This window comes from Sphingomonas phyllosphaerae 5.2, from assembly GCF_000419605.1.
Taxonomy (GTDB): domain Bacteria; phylum Pseudomonadota; class Alphaproteobacteria; order Sphingomonadales; family Sphingomonadaceae; genus Sphingomonas; species Sphingomonas phyllosphaerae_B.
Map to the genome: position 1 here is coordinate 810,664 of NZ_ATTI01000001.1, position 20,548 is coordinate 831,211.

Below are 20,548 nucleotides of genomic sequence, written 5' to 3' on the forward strand. Positions count from 1 at the left end.
GACCTTCCTTTTCGAGAAAGGGAAGATCGGCAGAAAGCGCCACACTCTGTGGATGTCAGCGCTAATTGGCACTCTCTGTCAGCGGTAAATGTCACGGCGCGACGTGGCATATCGTCAACGGGCCAGGGCATGGCGATTGATCGAGTCTGGGGGCCTAGGCATGGTGTGGACGGATATCGTGCGCCCCTTGTGAGCATCGCGCGACTGAGAGCGATGTATGATCCCGCTCCATCAGGATGCGGATCATGAAAATAAACTACATTCTGGGCGTGAGCAAACCTCCCTGCATAATGCACGGGTCGGTCGTCTGCGCGGATGGCCCACGAAGGGCTCGCCATGGCTTATGGCGAATTTTTGGCGGCGAGCACCTTTCCCCATCGGCAACCGATCATTGCTATCGGCAAAGTAGCTGCGAATGCCGACAACGATGTGCAGCCGCATGAAGATGCGCGCAACGACATTGCCATAGCCGGAGACGTTGCGAACGCAGCCGCATGACCGAAGAGATAGGTGTGCACGAGGGGATTGGGGTGTCCGGGTAAGGCGGCACGCACTCGATCCGGCATCCCGGACGGGTAAGCCGAACCGGCTGCGATTCCCCAGCGGCAGTCACAGGTTCGACACGAACCACACGACGAATGCGACGACTCCCAGAAGGGCGCAGGCGAGTATGGCACGCACAAGGGGCGGGTCCTCTGGAGTGGTTTCTCGGGGCCACGGCAAAGTAAGTGCTCGCAACGGAGCGACGAAGGCGACGGCCGCGCCGGCAACGCGAACCCAGTCCAGCGTTACCCAGCGCTTCGCCATTGCGACCGACTGGGGATCGGTGATCGTATCTTTGGACGAGCCGATACCGTGATAATAGAGCGCCGCGTTCATCGGCCAGAACGCGACCACCGTCAGGATGAGCAGGAGCAGGATGCCGATCGATGGCAGGCAGAGCTGCCAGCGGTAACGCCAGGGTGTGCGCCATCCGGCGACCAGCGCTCCAAATCCGGCGATCAACATGGCCGCCGAGAACGGGATGAAGAACACGCCGGTATCGACGGGCCACGCCTTGCCATAGGGCATCATCGCGAGAGATGCAGGCGGATCGGCACCCCAGGCGCCGGCAAGAACGACAAGATCGAACAGCTTTGCGCCGAGCAGTGGTCCTCCTACCAGTACCGCAAGCCACAGGAACGCTCGGGTGATGGTTTCCCTGTTCGCCATACGGCCTCCGTCCGAACCCGCACGCTTTATGCGACTGGCCGGGATCCTCTGCCGAAATCCGGCCGACGACAAGCCGCTCATGTTCGTGCGCGGCTCGCGGCCTTCTCGAATAACCATCCTTTTGAGAACGCGCCGGCCGTCTCGATCGCCGTTCTCGTACGGGAAGACAGGATCGCGAGCATCGGTTTGAACTCGATTACGAGGTGCTGTTTCAGCCCCTGTTGCAGTCGCGTTTCCGTGTCTGAAAACGGGGAGGCTAGGCCTTCGCTGGCAACCCCCTTATGATGACCAATGGTAGTCCAAGGCGAGGTAAGTCGTTGCACTTTGAGGTTTTGACGGGCGGCGGGCGCATGGGCGCGGTGATGCGCGCGTACGACTGGAGCAACTCACCGCTGGGACCGCCCGATAGCTGGCCTCAACCGTTGAAAACTCTGGTCGGCGTCATGCTGGGAGCGGATCAGCCGATGTTCATCGGTTGGGGTGCCGATCACATCCTGCTGTACAATGACGGCTACGCTCCCATGCTGGCTGATCGCCATCCCGGTGCCCTTGGCCGGCCCTTCTTCGATGTCTGGCCGGAGGTTCGCGACGAACTGACGCCGCTGTTCGATGCCGTGGCCCGTGGTGAACCCGTTCACATGGCCGACTTGTCACTGGAGCTCGATCGTCCCGGTCGACATCCGGAAGCCCATTTCGCGTTCAGCTATACGCCCGTCCGCAGCGAGACGGGGGAGATCGACGGTCTATTCTGCGCCTGCACGGAGACGACCGAACAAGTCGTCGCTGACCGCCAATCGTCAGCGGCCCGAAACCGCCTGTTCGAGATGACGCGCGATCTCTTCGGCGTGGCGACGTTCGATGGTTATCTCAAGACCATCAACCCGGCATGGGCGTCCATTCTCGGTCGCTCGCATGATGAACTGACCAGCCGGCCGTTTTCAGACATCATCCATCCCGACGATCTCGACGCTACGGGCAGCGTCATCGAAACGCTGATGCGTGGCGAGCCGGTGCATCAGTTCCTCGTTCGCCTGCTGAAGGCGGACGGGACGCCGATCTCGTTCGCATGGTCGGCTACGCCGGACAGCGATCCTGGCAGCGGCATTTTCTACACCGTGGGTCGTGACATCACTGAGGAGCAGAATCGCGAGGAGATGCTGCGGCAGAGCCAGAAGATGGAAGCGGTAGGCCAGCTCACCGGTGGCCTCGCCCATGATTTCAACAACCTGCTGACCGGCATGATGGGCAATCTGGAGCTGCTACAGATGCGTGTCGCGCGCGGGCGCACCGACGACCTCGACCGCTTCATTTCGGCGGCACAGGGCGCTGGCAGGCGCGCTGCATCATTGACGCAACGTCTGCTGGCATTCTCCCGGCGTCAGACCCTCGATCCGAGGCCGACCGACGTCGCCGCGCTCGTCAGGGGCATGGAGGATCTGCTGCGGCGTACGGTAGGACCCGAGTGTGCGATCGAGGTCATCGATGCACCTGGCCTATGGCCGGCGATGATCGACGGGACGCAGCTGGAAAGCGCACTGCTCAACCTGTGCATCAACGCCCGCGACGCGATGCCGGGTGGGGGACGTATTACCATCGAAGCCGCCAACAAGCGTCTCGATCAGCGTGCCGCCCGTCAGCACGACATCGATCCCGGCGAGTATCTGTCGATCTGCGTGACCGACGCCGGCACGGGCATGGAGCCGCAGGTCGTCGAGCGGGCGTTCGAGCCGTTCTTCACCACCAAGCCGATCGGACAGGGAACGGGTCTTGGCCTGTCGATGGTGTACGGCTTTGCCCGTCAGTCGGGCGGACAGGTCCGGATCTATTCCGAAGTCGGCATGGGTACGACCATCTGTATCTACCTGCCCAGGTATGACGGCGAAGCCACGAACACTGCGGGTGACGACGTACTGCCAGAGAACATGAAGGGCAGCGGCGAAACCATCCTCGTTGTGGATGACGAGGCGACCATTCGCCATCTCATCGACGAGGTATTGGACGAACAGGGCTATACGGTCATCGGCGCCGGCGACGGAGCGGCCGGGATCAAGGTCCTGCAATCGGGAGCGAGGATCGACTTGCTCATCACCGATGTTGGATTGCCCAATGGGATGAATGGTCGTCAGGTGGCCGACGCAGCACGATCCTTGCGGCCAGGGCTGAAGGTGCTGTTCATCACCGGCTATGCGGAGAACGCAGCGGTGGGCAACGGCCATCTCGAACCGGGTATGGAACTGCTGACCAAGCCATTTACGATCGAGGCGCTGTCTATGAAAGTCGCCGAGATCCTGAGACAGGCTTGAGCCGGCCCATCGTCTTCGACGATCCGGATTGTGATGAGGGGTCCTATTACGCGCGATCTGTGCCCGCTGCGCGCCGCGGCAGGATCGCCACCAGCAACATGATCGCAGCCGCGAGCACGATCGACGCCAATGGCCGGCTGAACGCCAGTCCTCCATGATCGACCGGCTTGTCGAGGAAGTCACCCACTGCGGCACCAAGCGGGCGGGTCAGGATGAAGGCGGCCCAGAACAGCGCGACGCGGCTGATGTTGGTCATCAAATAGAGGGCGACAAGCAGCGCGAGCCCGATCGCAAAGACGCCCGCCGCACCGATATAGCCGAGCCCGCCAGTGTCTGCGAGCCAGTCGCCCAGCGCCGTGCCCAGCGTTTGCGACAGCGTGATCGTGATCCAGTAGAAGAGTTCGGCCCGCGGTTCGTGGACGGTATCGACCGAGATCGATCCGAGCGCGCGATACCAGGCGAACAGCGATGCCAGCACGAGGGCCAGCAGCAGCGTCGATCCGCCGGTATAGCCGATCCCGAGCGACCGCGTGGCGAAGTCCGCCATCGTGGTGCCAGCGGTGGTGGAGGCGATGATCGTCGCCCAGTAGAGGAAGGGGCGATAGCGATCGGCCCTGATGTGCAATACGACGAGCAGCACCAGCAGGCTCAGGAAGATCGCGCTGCCGACGAGATAGCCGAGGTTCATCGACATGCTGACCGTGTCGCCGGCGGTCTCGCCCAGCGTCGTCGCGAGGATCTTGATGATCCAGAAGCCGAGCGCCACCGCCGGAACCTTGACCAGGGTGCTGCGCGCGTCGTCGGACAGGGTCATTGGTGGCATCTCTCAGGGTGGAAGCCCGATCTACTCCCGGTCCTGATCGCAGCGAAGCCTGCACCGTCACATTGGGGCATTGTATAGTTCCGCCAAGCTCACCCCAATGATGACGGGATAGACGGTCCGGATGATCCGATCGTCCCTGCTGGCCACGCTCCTGTTTTCCGCGCTTCTGCTGCAAGGCTGCGGTACCGACCCGGCTCCCTCGCCGAAGCCACCCGCCAAGGCGGAGGCGGTCGCGCATGAGGCCGATCTGCTGCGGCTGACACTGACTCCCGAAGCGGTGCAGCGGCTTGGTATCCGCGTCGCGGCGGTCGGTGACGGGACGACCGCGCAGGTCCGTGCCACCAGCGGCGAGATCGTCGTGCCACCGATCGGTGCGGCGGGGGTGCCGACCGGATCGACCAGCAACCTCGCTCAGATCGGGACCGCGCAGGCGGCAGCGGACGGCGAGGTCGCGCGGACGCGTGCGCTGGTGCGACTGGCGACGATCGCGCTGAACCGGGCGTCGGCGCTGGTTCGCGAAGAGGCCGGCAGCGTCCGCGCTCGCGACGAGGCAGCGGCAGCGCTCGCCACGGCACGGGCCGCAGCCGACGCGGCGGTCGCGGGGCGCCGCCTGCTCGGTCCGCCCGTTGCGGCGATGGCGAACCCTGCAAGCGTCTGGGTGCGTGTCCCGGTCTTCGGCAGCGACGTCGGCGACATCACGCGGGGCGCATCTGCGACCGTCCGGCCACTCGGCGATGACACCGCCGCACCCCGATCCGCGCGACCGGTGCAGGCCCCGCCTTCCGCCAACGCCGTCGCCGGCACCGTCGATCTGTTCTTCACGCTCGACAATCGTGAGCGGACGTGGCGCGTCGGCCAGCGGGTCGCGGTGTCGCTGCCGCTGGGTGGGACCGCCGAGGGGCTTGCTATCCCGGCTGCGGCGATCGTCCGGGACATCCATGGCGGCGAATGGGTCTATCGCCGCACCGCGCCTGACACCTACGTCCGCCAGCGGATCGAGGTGGCCAGCATCGATAACGGCCGGGCGATCCTGTCACGTGGGCTGGAGCGCGGCGCGGAGGTCGTGACGGACGGCGCGGCCGAGTTGTTCGGCACCGAGTTCGGGACACCGCACTGATGCTCGGCTGGCTTGTTCGTGCCGCGCTGACGCAGCGCGTGCTGGTGCTGGCCTGTGCGGCGCTGCTCGTCGTGCTGGGGCTTCGCGCCGGCGGCAATGTCCCGCTCGACGTGTTCCCCGAGTTCGCTCCGCCGATGGTGGAGGTGCAGACCGAGGCACCGGGCCTGTCGACTGAAGAGGTGGAAAGCCTCATCACCGTGCCGATCGAGACGCAGGTCAACGGCGTACCGGGCCTCGCCACACTCCGGTCGAAGTCGGTGCTGGGCCTGTCCTCGGTCCAGATCCTGTTCGACCGTGGCACCGATGTGATCCGTGCTCGCCAGCTGGTGCAGGAGCGTGTCGCGCAGGTGCAGGCGCGCCTGCCGACCGCCGCGCGCGCGCCGGTGATGCTACCCCCATTGTCGTCGACCAGCCGGGCGATGAAGATCGGCATCTCGTCGAAGAAGCTCGATCAGATGCAATTGTCCGAGCTGGCGCGCTGGACGATCCGGCCGCGGCTGATGGCGGTGCCGGGCGTCGCCAATGTCGCGATCTGGGGATTGCGCGACCGCCAGTTGCAGATCCTCGTCGATCCCGACCGGCTGCGCGCGGCGGGTGTGACGCTGGCCGAAGTCCGTGCCGCGGCGGGCGATGCCGTGCTGATCGGCGGGGGCGGTTTCGTCGATACCGCGCAGCAGCGGCTCGCCGTGCAACAGACCAGCGCGGTGCAGACCGCAGCCGACCTTGCCGCCATGATCGTCAAGCAGAGCGGCGAGGCACCGGTGCGGATCGGCGACGTCGCGCGCGTGGTGGACGGCTTCGCCGCGCCGATCGGCAATGCGATCATCGACGATGGCCCCGGCCTGATGCTGATCGTCGAGAAGCAGCCGACCGGTAACACGCTCCAGCTGACCCATGCCGTCGAAGCAGCCATTGCCGAGCTGAAACCGGGCCTGCGCGACGTGAAGATCGACACGACGATCTTCCGTCCGGCGACCTTCATCGAACGCTCGATCGACAATCTCACCCGCGCGTTGATGATCGGCTGCCTGCTGGTGGCGATCGTGCTCTTCGCGTTCACCCGCGACTGGCGGCAGGCGGTCATCAGCCTCGTCGCGATCCCGTTATCGCTCTTGGGCGCAGGACTGGTGCTGCTGTGGAGCGGGGCGACGATCAATACGATGGTGATCGCCGGCCTCGTCATCGCGCTGGGCGAGGTGGTCGACGACGCGATCATAGATGTCGAGAATATCGCGCGCCGGCTGCGGCTCAACCGCGAGGCGGGCAACCCCCGATCGGCATTCGACGTCGTGCTTTCCGCCTCGCTGGAGGTGCGATCGGCGGTGGTGTTCGCCTCGCTGATCGTCATGCTGGTGTTCCTGCCGATCTTCTTCCTCGGCGGGGTGGCGGGGACCTTCTTCCAGCCGCTGGCCGTCGCCTATGTGCTGGCGATCGGCGCGTCGCTGCTGGTAGCACTCGTCGTGACACCGGCGCTGTGCCTGTTCCTGCTGCCGAACGCGCCGCTGACCGACGAGCGCGACACGCGGCTCGTGGCCGAGCTGAAGCGCCGCTATGCCAGGGTGCTGCCGAAGCTGGTGTCGCGGCCTGCGCTGGCGATTGGGATCGTCGCGGGCGGGCTGATGCTCGCCGGCGTCGGCTATGCATCGTTCAAGGACCAGTTCCTTCCCGATTTCCGTGAAACCGACTTCCTGATGCACTTCGTCGAGAAGCCGGGGACGTCGATCGAGGCGATGGACCGGATCACGATCCGCGCGTCGAAGGAGCTGCGCAGCATCCCCGGCGTTCGCAACTTCGGCGCGCATATCGGCCGCGCCGAGGCGGCGGACGAGGTGGTGGGGCCGAACTTCACCGAACTTTGGATCAGCCTCGACGAGAATGCGCCCTATGACGCCAGCGTCGCGCGCATCAAGGCGGTGATCGACGGCTACCCCGGCCTGTACCGCGACGTGCTGACCTACCTGCGCGAGCGTATCAAGGAGGTGCTGAGCGGGGCCGGGGCGACCGTCGTCGTCCGCATCTTCGGACCCGATCAGGGCGAGCTGCGGGCCGCGGCCGAACGGGTGCGCGCGAAGGTCGCCGGCATCCCCGGCGTCGCCGACCTCAAGGTCGAGCAGCAGGTGCTGGTGCCGCAGATCCAGATCGTGCCGCGTGCCGCAGACCTCGCGACGATGGGCCTGACCGCCGGCGAGGTGCGGCGTCAGGCGCAGACGCTGGTGGCCGGGCAGAAGCTGGGCGAGATCTACCGCGACCAGAAGGCCTTCGACGTGGCGCTCTGGGGCGAGCCGAAGGTGCGCGGCGACCTGCACGCGCTGCGTGACCTGATGATCCAGACGCCGGCGGGTGCCCCCGTCCGCCTGCGCGATGTCGCCGATGTCCGCATCGTTCCCGCCCCCAACGAGGTGAAGCGCGAGAATGGCCAGCGTCGGATCGACGTGACGCTGAACGTGGCCGGTGCCGACCTCGGATCGGTCGCCCGCGGTGTCGAGGCGGCTGTGCGCCAAGTACCGTTCGCGACCGGGTATCACCCGAAGGTGATGGGTGAATATGCCTCGCTGAAGGAATCGCGCGAGCGGCTGTGGACCACGGGGTTGCTGTGCCTGATCGGTATCCTGCTGCTGGTTTGGATGGAGTTCCGCTCGACCCGCATCACTGCGCTGGTCGGCCTCAGCCTGCCGTTCGCGCTGGTCGGCGGGGTCGTCGGCGTCGCGCTGACCGGGGGCGTGCTGTCGCTCGGCTCGCTGGTCGGCTTCGTGACCGTCATCGGCATCTCCGCGCGCAACGGCATCATGCTGTTGTCGCACTACGATCATCTGCGCCGACACGAAGGCGAGGCGTTCGGTCCCGCGCTGATCCTGCGTGGTGCGGAGGAACGGCTGATCCCGATCCTGATGACCGCCGCGTGCGCAGGCCTCGCGCTCCTGCCACTGATCGTCGCCGGCAATGCGCCGGGCCATGAAATCGAGCATCCGATGGCGATCGTCATCCTGGGTGGTCTGGTGTCGTCGACCGCGCTCAACCTGTTTCTGATGCCTGCGCTTTACGCACGGTTCGGCAAGGAGAAACCGGTGCCGGATGCTGCCACGACGGAGGCCACGGCATGAAGCATTTCGCCCTCCTCGCCGCGTGCGGTCTGTCCGCCTGCATGACCGCGCCGCTGCCCTCGCCGACGGTTGCGCCGGCTACCGCGACCGGGCCGTTCGCAACGCTGCCGGTGGCCACAATCGCGCCGGTGCCCGACGACTGGTGGCGACTCTACGACGATCCCGCACTCGATGCGCTGGTGCGGGCGAGCCTCGCCGCCAACGCCGATCTTCGCGTCGCCTATGCCAATCTCGACGGCGCGCGGGCGGCGCTGCGGCAGGCGCAAGCGGCGCGACTGCCGCAGACTACGATCGAGAGCGGGCTGACCCTCGATAACACCGCGGCGCAGCCCAGCGCCTCGTCGAACGTGCCGACGACCGATTTTGATCTGGCGCTCACCGCCAGCTGGGATGCGGACCTGTTCGGACGGCTGCGCTCGTCCGCCCTTGCCGCCCGGGCCGATGCCGAGGTGCAGGCAGCCGCCCTCGACGGCCTGCGTGTCGCGGTCGTCGCCGATACCGTCCTCGCCTATGTCGATCTGTGCGGCGCGACGCAGGCGCTGGCGGTCGCGAGCGAACAGGTCCGCGTGCAGGATCGATCGGTCGCGCTGGTCCAGGATCAGCTTGGCGCAGGCGAAGTCTCGCCGCTGGAGGTCTCGCAGGCCGCCAGTCTGGCGGAGACGACCCGCGCGACGCTTGCTCCGTTCGCTGCGGCGCAGGCCAACGCGCGCTTCCGGCTGGCGACGTTGCAGGGTCGGCCGCCCGCCGAGGCCCGCGCCGCAGTCGTCATCTGTCTCCGTCCGCCGGCATTGCGCGCCTCTGCCCCGGTCGGTGACGGACAGGTGCTGTTGCTGCGGCGTCCCGACATTCGCGAAGCCGAACGGCGGCTGGCTGCTGCCGCCGCACGGATCGGTGTCGCACGGGCGGACCTCTATCCGCGCGTCAATCTGGGCGGCGCGATCGGTCTGCTGACGGGTGGCTTTGCGGCGACCGCATCGCCGCTGTTCAGCTGGGCGTTCCCCAACCAGGCGCCAGCCCGGGCCCGGCTGGCACAGGCGCGGGCAACCGAACGCGCGGCGCTGGCCGGCTGGGACGTGGCGGTGCTGCGCGCGCTTCGGGAAGTGGAGACCGCGCTGGCGGCCTATGATGCCGAGGCGCGGCGTAACCGGGCGCTTGCCATCGCGGCTACCCAGGCCGACCTCTATGCCCGTCGTGCCGCAGCGCGTGTCCGGCTGGGGGACGCGGCCTTTTTGATTCAGCTCGACGCGCAGCGGACTGCCGCCTCTGCCAGCATGGCCCGGGCACAATCCGATCTGGCGGTCGCGCAGGGACAGGTCGCGTTGTTTCGAGCGCTCGGCGGAGGCTGGCGGACCGGTGCGCCTCCGGTAGAATGACACCATGCGTATCCTGATCGTCGAGGACGATGCCGACACCGGCCGGTTCATCGGCAAGGGCTTTACCGAGCTGGGGCATCAGGTCGTTCTCAGCGGTGACGGCCGCGACGGCCTGTACCAGGCAACCGAAGGCGGCTTTGGTGCGCTGATCGTCGACCGGATGCTGCCCGGTCTCGATGGTCTGTCGCTGGTCAGGGCGCTGCGCGCGGCCGGCGACATGACGCCGGTGCTGATGCTGACCGCGATCGGGGGATTGAGCGACCGGGTGGAAGGCATCGAGGGCGGCGCTGACGACTATCTGGTCAAGCCGTTCGCCTTTTCCGAACTGGCCGCTCGCGTGCAGGCGCTGGGGCGACGGCAGGTCTTGGCAGTCGAACCGGCGACGCTGATCGTCCGCGACATCGCGCTCGACCTGCATCGCCGCACCGTCACCCGCTCAGGCCGGCGGGTCACGCTCCAGCCGCGCGAATTTACGCTCCTCGCAGAGCTGATGCGCAATCCCGGGCGGATCATGACCCGCACCATGCTGCTGGAGCGGGTCTGGGATTTCGATTTCGACCCGAAGACCAACATCGTCGAAACGCATCTGAGCCGGCTGCGCACCAAGCTGAACGCCGGGTTCGACGATGACGCGATCGAAACGGTGCGGGGTGCCGGTTACATGATCCGGGGCGGATAATGCCGGTCGGGTTCAAACGCTGGTGGCGCACGACCTTCGGCCTCGTCACGATCGTTGCCCTTGGCTTTGCGCTGGCGACGCTGGCGATCGGCGTGGTCGCGTTCGAGACGACGCACGAGGCACTGGAGCAACAGCTCGACCATCGGATCGCCACGGAAACGCAGGCGCTGATCGACGAGGGCGATGACGGGCCGGCGGGCGTTGCCGACGCGATCCGGCGACGCGAAACCGCGCGGGGTGCCGGCAGTCTCGACTATCGTCTGGTTACGCCGGACGGCGCCACCGTCGCCGGGCAATTGGACGCGGAGGTCCCCACGCAGGCCGGCTTCGTCGAGTTGCTGCCCTACGTCCACACTGGCGAGCGCCGGATCGCGCAGTCGCTGACCACGATCCTGCCGGGCGGGCACCGCCTGCTGGTCGCGGCCGATCGCGGGGTCATCGACGACATGGATGCGACGCTCCTGCGCTTGTTTGCCGGCGCGTTCGGGGCGATGCTCTTCCTCGGCATCGGCGCGGCGTGGATTGTCGGCTTGGTGACCCGACACCGCCTCGCGCAAATCGATCGCACCGCGCTGGCGATCATCGACGGCGACCTGTCACAGCGAATGCCTGTGAGCCGCACAGGCGACGAGTTCGACCGCGTCAGCGCAACGCTCAACCGGATGCTCGACCGGATCGGTACGCTGATGGATAATTTGCGACAGGTGTCGAGCGACGTGGCGCATGATCTGCGCACACCGCTGACGCGCCTGCACAACAGGCTGGAGGAGGCACTGACTACCCCAGAGCGCGAACCCCGGCACGCTGCGATCACGGCTGCGGCCGATCAATCGCGCGAATTGCTCGACATCTTTGCCGCCCTGCTCCGGATTGCGGAGGTCGAGGGACAGGCAGCCCAGGCCCATTTCCAGCGCCTGGACCTTAGTGCGCTGGTGGAAAATATCGTTGAGACATACCGCCCCGACATGGAAGCAAGCGACCATCGCCTGACCGCCACGATCGCGCCGGGACTGACGATCGATGGGGATCGTCGTCTGCTTCAGCAGCTCGTCGCCAATCTGCTCGACAATGTCCTGACCCATACCCCGTCGGGAACGAACGTGAGTGTCGATCTCGCCCGGTCACCCCGAGGGGCAAGGCTTTGCCTGTCGGACGACGGTCCGGATGCATCGGCCGACGAACCCGATCATCTGTTCAGGCGGTTTTCGCAAGGCGAAGCCAGCAGGTCCAGGCCCGGGCACGGGTTGGGCCTCGCTTTGGTACGGGCGATTGCTGACGCCCATCGTGGACGGGCCACGATAGATCGAACATCAGGCTTCGCGGTCATGATTGATCTGGAAGTCGCCAATCAGGCCGTCGAGACGAACGTCTGAAATGCCGCCTTCTACCCCGGAGTAGAAGATGGGGCCATGTCGGATGCGCGCTGATGGCTTCCCAATACTATTCGCATCACGGCTTTCGGGAAAGCGCTCAAATTCGCGCAATTCGATCCTTTTCGGGAAAGGCAGCTTTCGCCACTCGCCTTCCCGAAAGCTGCCGGACCGCTAACCACCGAGGCTGTGTGAAAACGCGCTGATGTGCTAGAGTTCTGGCGCTGGTGGAGGTGCTGGAATGAGCCGTTTCATCGAGGGTAGCGACCGGCGGCAGAAGCTGCTGCTGCCAGACTGCATCGACGATTATGTAGCTGAGCACAGCCCGGTTCGGGTGGTCGATATGTTCGTCGGCGAACTGGATCTTTGCGAGCTTGGCTTCGAGGGCGCGGCCGTGACAGGCCGGCCGGGCTATCATCCGGCGACCATGCTCAAGCTCTACGTCTACGGTTACCTGAACCAGGTGCAGTCGAGCCGGCGGCTGGAGCGCGAGGCCGGGCGCAACGTCGAGTTGATGTGGCTGACGGGCAAGCTAGCGCCCGACTTCAAGACGATCGCCGACTTCCGCCGCGACCATGGCACCGCCATCCAGGCGGCATGCCGGCGCTTCGTACTCGTCTGCCGCAACCTCGGTCTTATCGCCGGCGGCACGGTAGCGGTGGACGGCAGCCGTTTGCGCGCGGTGAACGCGCGCGACAGAAACTTCACGCCAGTGACGATCCGGCGCCGGATGGAGCAGGTGGACGCCAGTATCCAGCGCTACCTGGGCATGCTCGACACCGCTGACCGGCAGGAGGGCCAGGCAACTGAGCTGCGCACGGCGCGACTGACGACGCGGCTCGACGCCTTGCGCCGGCAGATGCGCGACCTGGAAGCCATGGAGCAGGCGGTCGCGGCGGCGCCCGACCGGCAGATCTCGCTGACCGATCCCGATGCGCGCGCGATGGCCTCGGCGGGAGGCGGTACGGGCCTTGTCGGCTACAACCTTCAGGCGGCGGTCGATGCGGACACCCATATCGTCGTGGCACACGAGGTCATCAACCTCGGCCACGATCGCACGTCGCTGGCGAACATGGGACAACAGGCGCGCGAGGCGACAGGTGTCGAGACGCTCACCGTGCTGGCCGACCGCGGCTACTTTTCAGGTGCAGAGGTGCTGGCCTGCGGAGAGGCCGGCATCGTGGCGATCTGCCCCAAACCGCTCACCTCGGGCGCCAAGGCGGAGGGTCGCTTCGGCAAGCAGGACTTCGTCTACCAGCCCGACACCGACAGTTATCGCTGCCCGGCCGGCGAGACGATGACCAGACGGTTCTCCAGCCTTGAGCATGGGCTGACGCTCTACGGCTATGCCACTCCCGCCTGCCGCTCCCGCTGCACGGTGAAGACGAACTGCACCACCAGCGTTGAGCGACGCATCAAGCGATGGGAGCACGAAGAGGTGATCGAGGCGATGCAGGCGCGGCTCGAGCGCTGGCCCGATGCCATGCGCGTTCGACGAAGAACGGTAGAGCATGTCTTCGGCACGCTGAAAGACTGGATGGGCAGAAGCCACTTCCGGACACGAAGGCTCGAGAACGTGGCGACCGAAGCCAGCCTCCATATCCTCGCCTACAACATCAAACGCGCCATCGCCCTGCGCGGTGTGTCGGGCTTGATCGCCGCGATGCACGGTTGAACGACCGGCCTCGCTTGCGACAATCAGACCGCCGTCCCGAGGACGTTCTCACACAGCCTCCACCAATTTCGGCTGCTCAATACCAGCAGAGCGGCGCTTTTCCGGGAAGCGCGAGCCGAGTTGATGGCATGTTGCCGCCCAGGGCCCAGGCCGCTAAATACAGCCCACAAGAAGCTGTGTGAATGCAAGGATACAAGCGTGAACTCTGAAGATGATCTGAATACCGTTGAGCTCGCCACGGAGCTGACTGTCGCTTGGCTAGGCAACGCTCACAATCGCGTCAACGCAGACGATGTACCTGCTTTTTTGCGGCGTATGCACGAGACGATCAACGGTTTGTCAGCGGGGAGTGCTGTTGATGATGAAGCTGGTGAGCCGGGAAAGGAATACACCCCCGCGGTTTCCGTGCGTAAATCGCTGGCTTCGCCTGAGCACATCATTAGCATGATCGATGGCAAGCCCTATAAGACGCTGCGTCGTCACTTATCGACCAATGGCCTGACACCAGACGAATACCGGGAGCGGTATGGTCTGAAGAAGGACTATCCGATGGTTGCGCCGGCTTATTCAGCCGCGCGGCAGGAGATGGCGAAGAAGATCGGTCTTGGCCGCAAGCCTGGGCAGCGCCCCGCCGCTAAACCAGACGCCAAGCTGTCCAAGGCTCGCGACGGGAAGGCCGCTTCATAAGCTTCCCTCTCCAGTCGGATAATCGCCTTTGCACAGGCTGGCTTGCGTCAGCCCAGAGCGGCGGTGACACCGCGCGGGGATGAGGGCACCGGCAGTCAGGCCGCCGGTGCCCACGCATCAGAGCTTGTCTTTCAAGCCCTTTGCGGCCGTGAACGACACCTTCTTTGAGGCCGCGATCGTGATCGCCTCTCCGGTCGCCGGATTGCGGCCCTCCCGCTCCGGGCGATCCTTGACGGCAAACTTGCCAAATCCTGGAATGGCGACCTCTTCACCTCTCGCCGCAGCATCCGCGATCTGGTCGAACACCGCAACGACTGCCTTCTTGGCGTCGGTCTCACTCGTGCCCGTCGTGGCAGCTACGCTCTTCGCCAACTCACCGATGTTCATTCATTCTTACTCCCTGGATGAGCCCTTTCCGTAGTCTCTCGCGAGCACCGGGCAACTCCGGAACGACGTTGATATCGCGTCAGGATGTGGTGGGTAGAGAAAGGGCGTTCACGGTCGATCAGGGGAGATGGCCCGGCCATCTGGATACGCGACGCCCCTATGTCGCGGTTGACCTTCTGGCGACCAGCTCCCGTGCAAAGGGGCTTGGATCGACCGTGGACATCCCTGCACAATCCGGCTCTCTCGTATCTGCCAGGCCCTTCCAGCATCGTCAGGCTTCCTGCGAGAGCGCAAGGAAGGGTAGGCCTTCGCAGAAGCCGTCCATCCAATTCGTTCGAGGCTGCAAATCAGGGTGGTCCGGGCGATCCCGAAGTTCCGGCATACAGCTGCCTTGCTTGCGCCGGCCGCACCGCCCGAAAGCGGCCGGACCGCTCACCACCAACTTCAGACCCCCCGGCAATTCGCATCTGGCGCCATAGCGGACGTTACCGGGCGTACTCGCCCAGCCCGCGCGCTACCAACTCCTCATTGGACAGGCGAGGGCCGCTCTCGAGGCGGCTGTTGCCCATCGTGCGGCGATCCAGCTTTGGCCCGGGGGGCAGGCAAGTTCGCCTTGCAGATGAAGCGCCCCGGGTTTCGCGAAGGCATGTTCGTTTGAGTCATGCTGCCATAGAGGACTGCTCCTGTGCGGCATAGTATGCGGCTTCGGCCTCGGTGGGGGTAACGTAGCCGATGGGACCGAAGAGGCGATGGTTGTTGAACCAGTCGACCCGGCGCAGCGTGGCGATCTCAACCGCGGCGAGGTTCGGCCAAGCCGCTGGCGCCAGATGACGTCGGCCTTGAACAGCCCGTTGATCGTCTCGGCAAGGGCATTGTCGTAGCTGTCTCCGACGCTGCCGACCGAAGGTACCAGTTGTGCCTCGGCGAGGCGCTGGGTGTAGCTCATCGCGAGATATTGCGAGCCCCTATCGCCGAACCAGATCTCAGACCTTGGATTAGACGCAGGATCATCAATCCTTGGATACAGAGCTGCAGCATCATCAGGCATTTGTAATGCCTCCGAAATAGCTGAAGCGCCCTAGAAGGACGACCAATCGTCTTGCACGGCCACCGCAGCAGAGCGCGCCGCCTTGCTGGCAATCGCACGGCCAGCCTGCGCGGCGCGTGCCTGCAAAGCGTGCACGACGATCGGTGCGGCACGCTTCGTCTCGGTCCCAAGATTGAAGCGCGCAACCTCCCGCGACATGTTCTCGGTTTCGTCGGCGAGGCTTCGTGCGGCGGCTGTGGCCTCTTCCACCATCGCTGCGTTCTGTTGCGTAACGCCGTCCATCTCCGATACTGCCGTGTTCACCTGCTGCAAGCCGATTGCCTGCTGGTCCGCTGCAGCAGCGATGTCGGCAACCAGCGTGCTGATCTCGCCAATCTTGCCGGTGATGCGCGTCAGCGCTGCTCCTGCCTCACTGACCAACTCGACGCCGTTTTCAACCTGCTGCGTCGAAGCAGTAATTTTGGTCTTTACGTCCTTGGCTGCATCGGCGGAGCGCTGGGCGAGGGCACGCACCTCGGAGGCGACCACCGCAAAGCCTTTGCCGGCGTCACCAGCACGCGCGGCCTCAACGCCTGCGTTCAACGCCAAAAGGTTAGTTTGAAAAGCGATACCGTCGATAACTGCGATGATATCGCTAATTTCGTTAGATGACCGCTCGATGCCGGTCATCGCCTCGACCGCACGCCTCACGACCTGCTCAGACCCCTCCGCATCTCGGCGCGCATCAATCACGACCTGGTTGGCACGTGTGGCGTTGGCCGCCGTTTCCTTCACGGTGGTGGTGATCTCGTGCATTGCCGCGGCAGTCTCTTCAAGGGATGCAGCCTGCTGTTCGGTACGCTGCGACAGATCGTCGGACGCCTGCCGGATATCGCTTGCACCGTTGGTGATGCCCGCCGCGCTCTGGTTCACCGCACTCAGCGTCGTAGCCACGGATGTCATGGCATTGTTGAAGTCGTCCTTGAGCTTGGCGAACGGTCCACCGAGATCGGCTTCGATTCGAGCCGTTAGATCGCCCTTTGCAAGTGCTGCGAGCCCACTGCCGACATTGTCGACGATGAGCGCCGTTTGTTCCTCCTTCGCGCGGGCTCCGGCAGCAAGCTGATCACGGAACCGGACCAGGGCGACAGCAAGCGCACCAACCTCATCACGCCGTGGGTCAACCGCCACCTCCGCCGACAAGTCACCTTCTGCAAGCTTGCCCATGGTGCCTGTCATCAAGCCCAGCGGCTTCGCAATTCCACGGATCAAGACGACAAGCAGAACGATGGCGAGACCGATGACCAGCATCGCGACGACGATTGAGACATTACGCGACAAGGCATAGGTCGCCTCGGCTTCTGCCATATCCTCATCCATCAGGGCAATTTGCACCTTCTTGAGGTTTGCGGCAGCCTTGTTGGCGCGGCCGAAGGCAGCGTCGCCTTGGCGGTAGTTGGCAAGCGCCTGATCGTTTAGATTCTGACGCGCGAGCGCTAGCGTTTCCTTCGACAAGCTGACGTACGTCGTCCAGTCACGACAAAGGTTCTTAAACTCCTCGCGTGCTCGTGGATTTTGCAACGCACCATCCAGATAGGCAATGTTCTTGTCGATATTTCCGGCATGATCACTCACTAACGCCTCTGCCGCTCTGATAGCTTCAGGATCAGTAGATAGGATGCTTGATGCCTCCGCATTACGATAATCAGAGGTCGCGGTATCAATTGCCGACACGGCGACCAACTTGTCCCGTCGATCTTTGCCAAGCAATTGCGCAGTAGCATTCAACCGCTGTTGGCTCACGATCGACACCACAGCCATGACCAGCAACGCACCTACAAGGATGCCGAATGCAACCGTAAGCTTACCGCTGATCTTAAGGTTCTTCATGTGCTTATCGCCTCTGCGATGAGTAATTCAAGGGACGCGTTCTGAGATGTGCAATCGTCTTGAATGTATCACAGCCACGAAGCATGGGCGTGGCGTAGCACGCTTGTAGGGCGCACATGTCCAAGCCAGGCCTTTGGCACACGACCAAACATCAGGCGCCATTGCTGACGCATGTCAATTATGATCTCAAATTGTTGATCTGTGGTAAATAAACAGGTCTGAGTATGGAAAAGGAGCGCACGCCTCCTACGGCTCTAGCAATGCCTCAAACACACGATGCCGACGAGCTCCGTCGTCCTGGCGAGCAAAACAGCTGATCGCGGCTGAATTTCCGTCGTTGCATCTCCATCCTCCGGTTCCATAAACACCTTATCTCGGTGTCCACGAAACCGGCAGCAGCTCAGTCAAAGGTCGACCTGCATCGTTTGGAAAGCGGTTCGCATTAGCGAGTTGCTCGATGATGAAAGCCAGCGCCTGATCCCTGCGAAGCAGAGCTGGTGAACCCCCGGTCATATGCAGGGAACATAATGGAATTCGCGACGAGATGATAGGTCAGCACGACAGGCTGATAGCGAACAAAGTATACTTCGTGGAGCTCTTGGGGTCTGTCCAAGCTTGAACGAGCGAACTTCGAAGGACACACGAGGCGATGGTGCGGACGGAGCTCGTACAGCGGTTGATGGAGGGCAATCCCACCTTGAGCCAGCGCGATGTGGAAAATCTCGTCTCTACCTTCTTCGAGACGATCGTCGCGCATTTGGTGGCCAACGGGCGGGTCGATCTACGCGGCTTCGGTGCTTTTTACACGGGCACGCGTGTAGCTCACGCCGGATACAATCCACGCACAGGCGATCCGACGGAGGTGCCAGCCAAACGTGAACCGCGCTTCAGAGCCAGCCGCGTGCTTCGCTTGCAACCCATCATCGGCGGATGAGGCGGAGAAGTCCTCCGCCCCGGTCGCCATTTCACCTCGGCATGGAGGCTCGGCGACGCCGATTGTACCCGGCGGATACCCGCACGGCGACGGCCGCTAGCCCCCATTAGCGGCGATCGGCATGCAACGGCATGATCTTGGGCCAAAGCTCGGTGGCTAGCCTCTGATCGCCGCCGCGTCGGCCCCCGACGTGACGATCGTAAATAGTTTGGTTCGGTTCTCGTCGGTAACTTCCAGACGGATACCTTCGCCGGCCCACAACAGGCCCGGCATGTCGCGGATGATCTCGGCGATGTGGCGAGCAGCTGCAACGCGCACTTCTTCAATCGTATCAGCTTCGAGCCCGAGGTTGTCCAAATCGGAGACGGCACCGGCAAGATCAAAAAAGCATCTCATTATCTTACCTCTCGTCTACGAAACGCAGGACCGGATGGTCGGCTCCGGTTGATCTGGATCACCGCTCCATGTGCGCGACGTGGGACCGTGTTCCACGCTTGCCGGCGCTTCAAGAAGATGGGGAACCGCTCGGCTGCTACGTTGCTTCGGTGGGCGCCAGATCTCTGGATGGCCAGTTTTCTCATATGGCGCCCGCTGCGCGAACTGGTTGGAAGGGGCTACTGAAGTACCGCCCCAAACAACGCATCTATTGGGACATCAAACCGTGGCGCCACCTGATCAAGGTGCAGGTAAAGCGGGTTGAAGTCGCCCTCGCGGCAAACGCCCTTCCAGTCGCGAATGGCGATCGTCCGACCGCTGTGCTCAATCAGCCCGTCAGCAGCGAGAGATTTGACCATTCGGTTGACATGTACTCCGGTCAACCGGTGGCATCGCCGAGTTGTTCCTGGGTCATCGGCAGCCGAAAGCTTGGTGAGTTGAGTATACCGGCGGCACGCATCCGGACGGCAATCTCGCACAGGATGTGAGCGATTCTCGCCCGTCCGTTGCGACGACCCACGTTCAGAACCCACTCGCGCGATATAGATGCATCGATCAGACCATCCACCCAAAGGGCGCGACCAACGGCCGGTCGAGTAAGCGCTATCTCCTGAAGCGCGTCGCGATCGATGTCGGCGACCACGAGTTCGGTGAGCGCTTGCACGCTGTGGTCTGCGACAGCGAGAAACAGGTGCTGCAAGTCGAGCAAGTCGCCAGTCAACTGAATCGACACAATCTGACGCCTCCCGTCGGCGGCGAGCTTATGGCGAAAAGCCAAACCAGAGAGCACAAGGCCACAGCACGGCCGCGGCATTTCACCCTCGCGAACATGATAGGCGTGCGGGTTGAGGACGCGGCGGACGTGGGGGAGCGCGATGATCGGGGCCTTATCCTCGTCCGTAAGCATGGCGCGCTGGGAAAGCCGCTTGGCAAAAATTTCGAGGCTGCTTTTAGACAAACGGATCTCCCTCGACGGGAGAGCAAGTATCTCTCAGTCGCTAATCCGCTTGGTAAGTAGGCCAGCGATGCCACTCCATAACATCCGGGCAGACATTTGTTTAGCAACGGCACGAAGCACAAATACCTGCTTGATAGGCATCAAGCTTCTCCGCCTCGCGAGCGGTTCGCGGATGAGGCTCGTTTCCGAAAGGCGGACAAGAAGCCCTCGACCTTGCGGCCGAAGACTTCATGCTTATTCCGCCGAAACGGGCTAAACCGCGTACGAGATCCGGGTGGTGACCTTCTGCCGCCGGCGCATCGCGAAGCCGATCAAGCCCATGCCGAGGATCATCATGGCCCACGTGGCTGGCTCAGGTACAGCGGCTGCTACTGGCGAGATGGTCAGCTGTCCGTTGCCGAAGAACGGGTTGATCACGGTAAAGCTGCCCGTGAGGAAAGTCGGCGAGGCAGGCGGTCCAGTGAACAGCGTGGGAGCGTTGAACTGTGTGAAGCCAAGATTGGCAGCATTGATGCTCAGGCTGGAAAATACGCCGTTACCAAAGCTTATGGTCGACGCTGTTCCAGCTACGCCACCG

General features: G+C 63.9%; 16 protein-coding genes and 2 pseudogenes. 10 read left to right on the forward strand and 8 right to left on the reverse strand.

The window, feature by feature from the left end:
• Positions 1 to 336 precede the first annotated feature (336 nt).
• Positions 337 to 498 (forward strand): hypothetical protein, encoded by a 162-nt coding sequence (locus SPHPHY_RS21775; RefSeq protein ID WP_022685401.1) that lies wholly within the window; start codon positions 337 to 339, stop codon positions 496 to 498.
• Positions 499 to 609: 111 nt separating this feature from the next.
• Here the strand turns inward: SPHPHY_RS21775 and SPHPHY_RS0103945 are convergent, their stop codons facing one another.
• The gene (locus SPHPHY_RS0103945; RefSeq protein WP_022685402.1) at positions 610 to 1,212 is read right to left on the reverse strand and encodes an anthrone oxygenase family protein; all 603 of its coding nucleotides are present in this window, start codon (positions 1,210 to 1,212) and stop codon (positions 610 to 612) included.
• Positions 1,213 to 1,562: 350 nt separating this feature from the next.
• On the opposite strand from SPHPHY_RS0103945, the gene SPHPHY_RS0103950 reads away from it, so the two are divergent.
• Positions 1,563 to 3,515, forward strand: coding sequence for a hybrid sensor histidine kinase/response regulator (locus tag SPHPHY_RS0103950; RefSeq protein ID WP_231370342.1), 1,953 nt, complete (start codon positions 1,563 to 1,565; stop codon positions 3,513 to 3,515).
• 46 nt (positions 3,516 to 3,561) lie between these two features.
• Here the strand turns inward: SPHPHY_RS0103950 and SPHPHY_RS0103955 are convergent, their stop codons facing one another.
• Complete coding sequence (locus SPHPHY_RS0103955) at positions 3,562 to 4,323, reverse strand: membrane protein (RefSeq protein ID WP_028056464.1); 762 nt, start codon at positions 4,321 to 4,323, stop codon at positions 3,562 to 3,564.
• A gap of 136 nt (positions 4,324 to 4,459) precedes the next feature.
• On the opposite strand from SPHPHY_RS0103955, the gene SPHPHY_RS0103960 reads away from it, so the two are divergent.
• The 7 genes from SPHPHY_RS0103960 (at position 4,460) to SPHPHY_RS0103990 (ending at position 14,340) form a co-directional block, all read left to right on the forward strand.
• Positions 4,460 to 5,455, forward strand: a complete 996-nt coding sequence (locus SPHPHY_RS0103960; RefSeq protein WP_028056465.1) for an efflux RND transporter periplasmic adaptor subunit — start codon at positions 4,460 to 4,462, stop codon at positions 5,453 to 5,455.
• The gene (locus tag SPHPHY_RS0103965) at positions 5,455 to 8,556 is read left to right on the forward strand and encodes an efflux RND transporter permease subunit (RefSeq protein WP_022685407.1); all 3,102 of its coding nucleotides are present in this window, start codon (positions 5,455 to 5,457) and stop codon (positions 8,554 to 8,556) included. Before SPHPHY_RS0103960 ends, SPHPHY_RS0103965 begins: the two co-directional genes overlap by 1 nt.
• Positions 8,553 to 9,929 carry an efflux transporter outer membrane subunit gene (locus tag SPHPHY_RS0103970; RefSeq protein ID WP_022685408.1) on the forward strand — a complete coding sequence of 459 codons (1,377 nt, stop codon included), beginning with the start codon at positions 8,553 to 8,555 and terminating at the stop codon, positions 9,927 to 9,929. The genes SPHPHY_RS0103965 and SPHPHY_RS0103970 overlap by 4 nt, the downstream gene beginning before the upstream one ends.
• Before the next feature lie 4 nt (positions 9,930 to 9,933).
• Positions 9,934 to 10,608, forward strand: coding sequence for a response regulator transcription factor (locus SPHPHY_RS0103975; protein WP_022685409.1), 675 nt, complete (start codon positions 9,934 to 9,936; stop codon positions 10,606 to 10,608).
• A 92-nt stretch (positions 10,609 to 10,700) separates the two neighbouring features.
• Complete coding sequence (locus SPHPHY_RS19170; protein ID WP_231370343.1) at positions 10,701 to 11,981, forward strand: sensor histidine kinase; 1,281 nt, start codon at positions 10,701 to 10,703, stop codon at positions 11,979 to 11,981.
• Between the two features lie 238 nt (positions 11,982 to 12,219).
• Positions 12,220 to 13,653 carry an IS1182 family transposase gene (locus tag SPHPHY_RS0103985; protein WP_022684912.1) on the forward strand — a complete coding sequence of 478 codons (1,434 nt, stop codon included), beginning with the start codon at positions 12,220 to 12,222 and terminating at the stop codon, positions 13,651 to 13,653.
• Between the two features lie 198 nt (positions 13,654 to 13,851).
• On the forward strand, positions 13,852 to 14,340 hold the full coding sequence (locus tag SPHPHY_RS0103990) for a MucR family transcriptional regulator (RefSeq protein ID WP_022685411.1): 489 nt from the start codon (positions 13,852 to 13,854) through the stop codon (positions 14,338 to 14,340).
• A 117-nt stretch (positions 14,341 to 14,457) separates the two neighbouring features.
• On the opposite strand, the gene SPHPHY_RS0103995 is transcribed toward SPHPHY_RS0103990, so the two are convergent.
• From SPHPHY_RS0103995 to SPHPHY_RS0104005, 3 genes and pseudogenes are all read right to left on the reverse strand, one after another.
• On the reverse strand, positions 14,458 to 14,727 hold the full coding sequence (locus SPHPHY_RS0103995; RefSeq protein WP_022685412.1) for an HU family DNA-binding protein: 270 nt from the start codon (positions 14,725 to 14,727) through the stop codon (positions 14,458 to 14,460).
• Between the two features lie 659 nt (positions 14,728 to 15,386).
• Positions 15,387 to 15,709 (reverse strand): annotated as a pseudogene (locus SPHPHY_RS21230) (integrase core domain-containing protein); the annotation flags it as partial.
• Between the two features lie 96 nt (positions 15,710 to 15,805).
• Complete coding sequence (locus SPHPHY_RS0104005; protein WP_022685413.1) at positions 15,806 to 17,644, reverse strand: methyl-accepting chemotaxis protein; 1,839 nt, start codon at positions 17,642 to 17,644, stop codon at positions 15,806 to 15,808.
• Positions 17,645 to 18,293: 649 nt separating this feature from the next.
• Here SPHPHY_RS0104005 and SPHPHY_RS0104010 point away from each other — a divergent pair.
• Positions 18,294 to 18,578, forward strand: a complete 285-nt coding sequence (locus tag SPHPHY_RS0104010; RefSeq protein ID WP_022685414.1) for an HU family DNA-binding protein — start codon at positions 18,294 to 18,296, stop codon at positions 18,576 to 18,578.
• 156 nt (positions 18,579 to 18,734) lie between these two features.
• On the opposite strand, the gene SPHPHY_RS0104015 is transcribed toward SPHPHY_RS0104010, so the two are convergent.
• The 3 genes and pseudogenes from SPHPHY_RS0104015 to SPHPHY_RS22770 form a co-directional block, all read right to left on the reverse strand.
• A complete protein-coding gene (locus tag SPHPHY_RS0104015) occupies positions 18,735 to 18,974 on the reverse strand; it encodes a DUF6894 family protein (RefSeq protein WP_022685415.1) in 240 nt (79 codons plus the stop codon).
• A 418-nt stretch (positions 18,975 to 19,392) separates the two neighbouring features.
• On the reverse strand, positions 19,393 to 19,971 hold the full coding sequence (locus SPHPHY_RS19175) for a Crp/Fnr family transcriptional regulator (protein ID WP_231370344.1): 579 nt from the start codon (positions 19,969 to 19,971) through the stop codon (positions 19,393 to 19,395).
• Between the two features lie 252 nt (positions 19,972 to 20,223).
• Positions 20,224 to 20,340: pseudogene (locus SPHPHY_RS22770) on the reverse strand (PEPxxWA-CTERM sorting domain-containing protein); the annotation flags it as partial.
• Positions 20,341 to 20,548 lie beyond the last annotated feature (208 nt).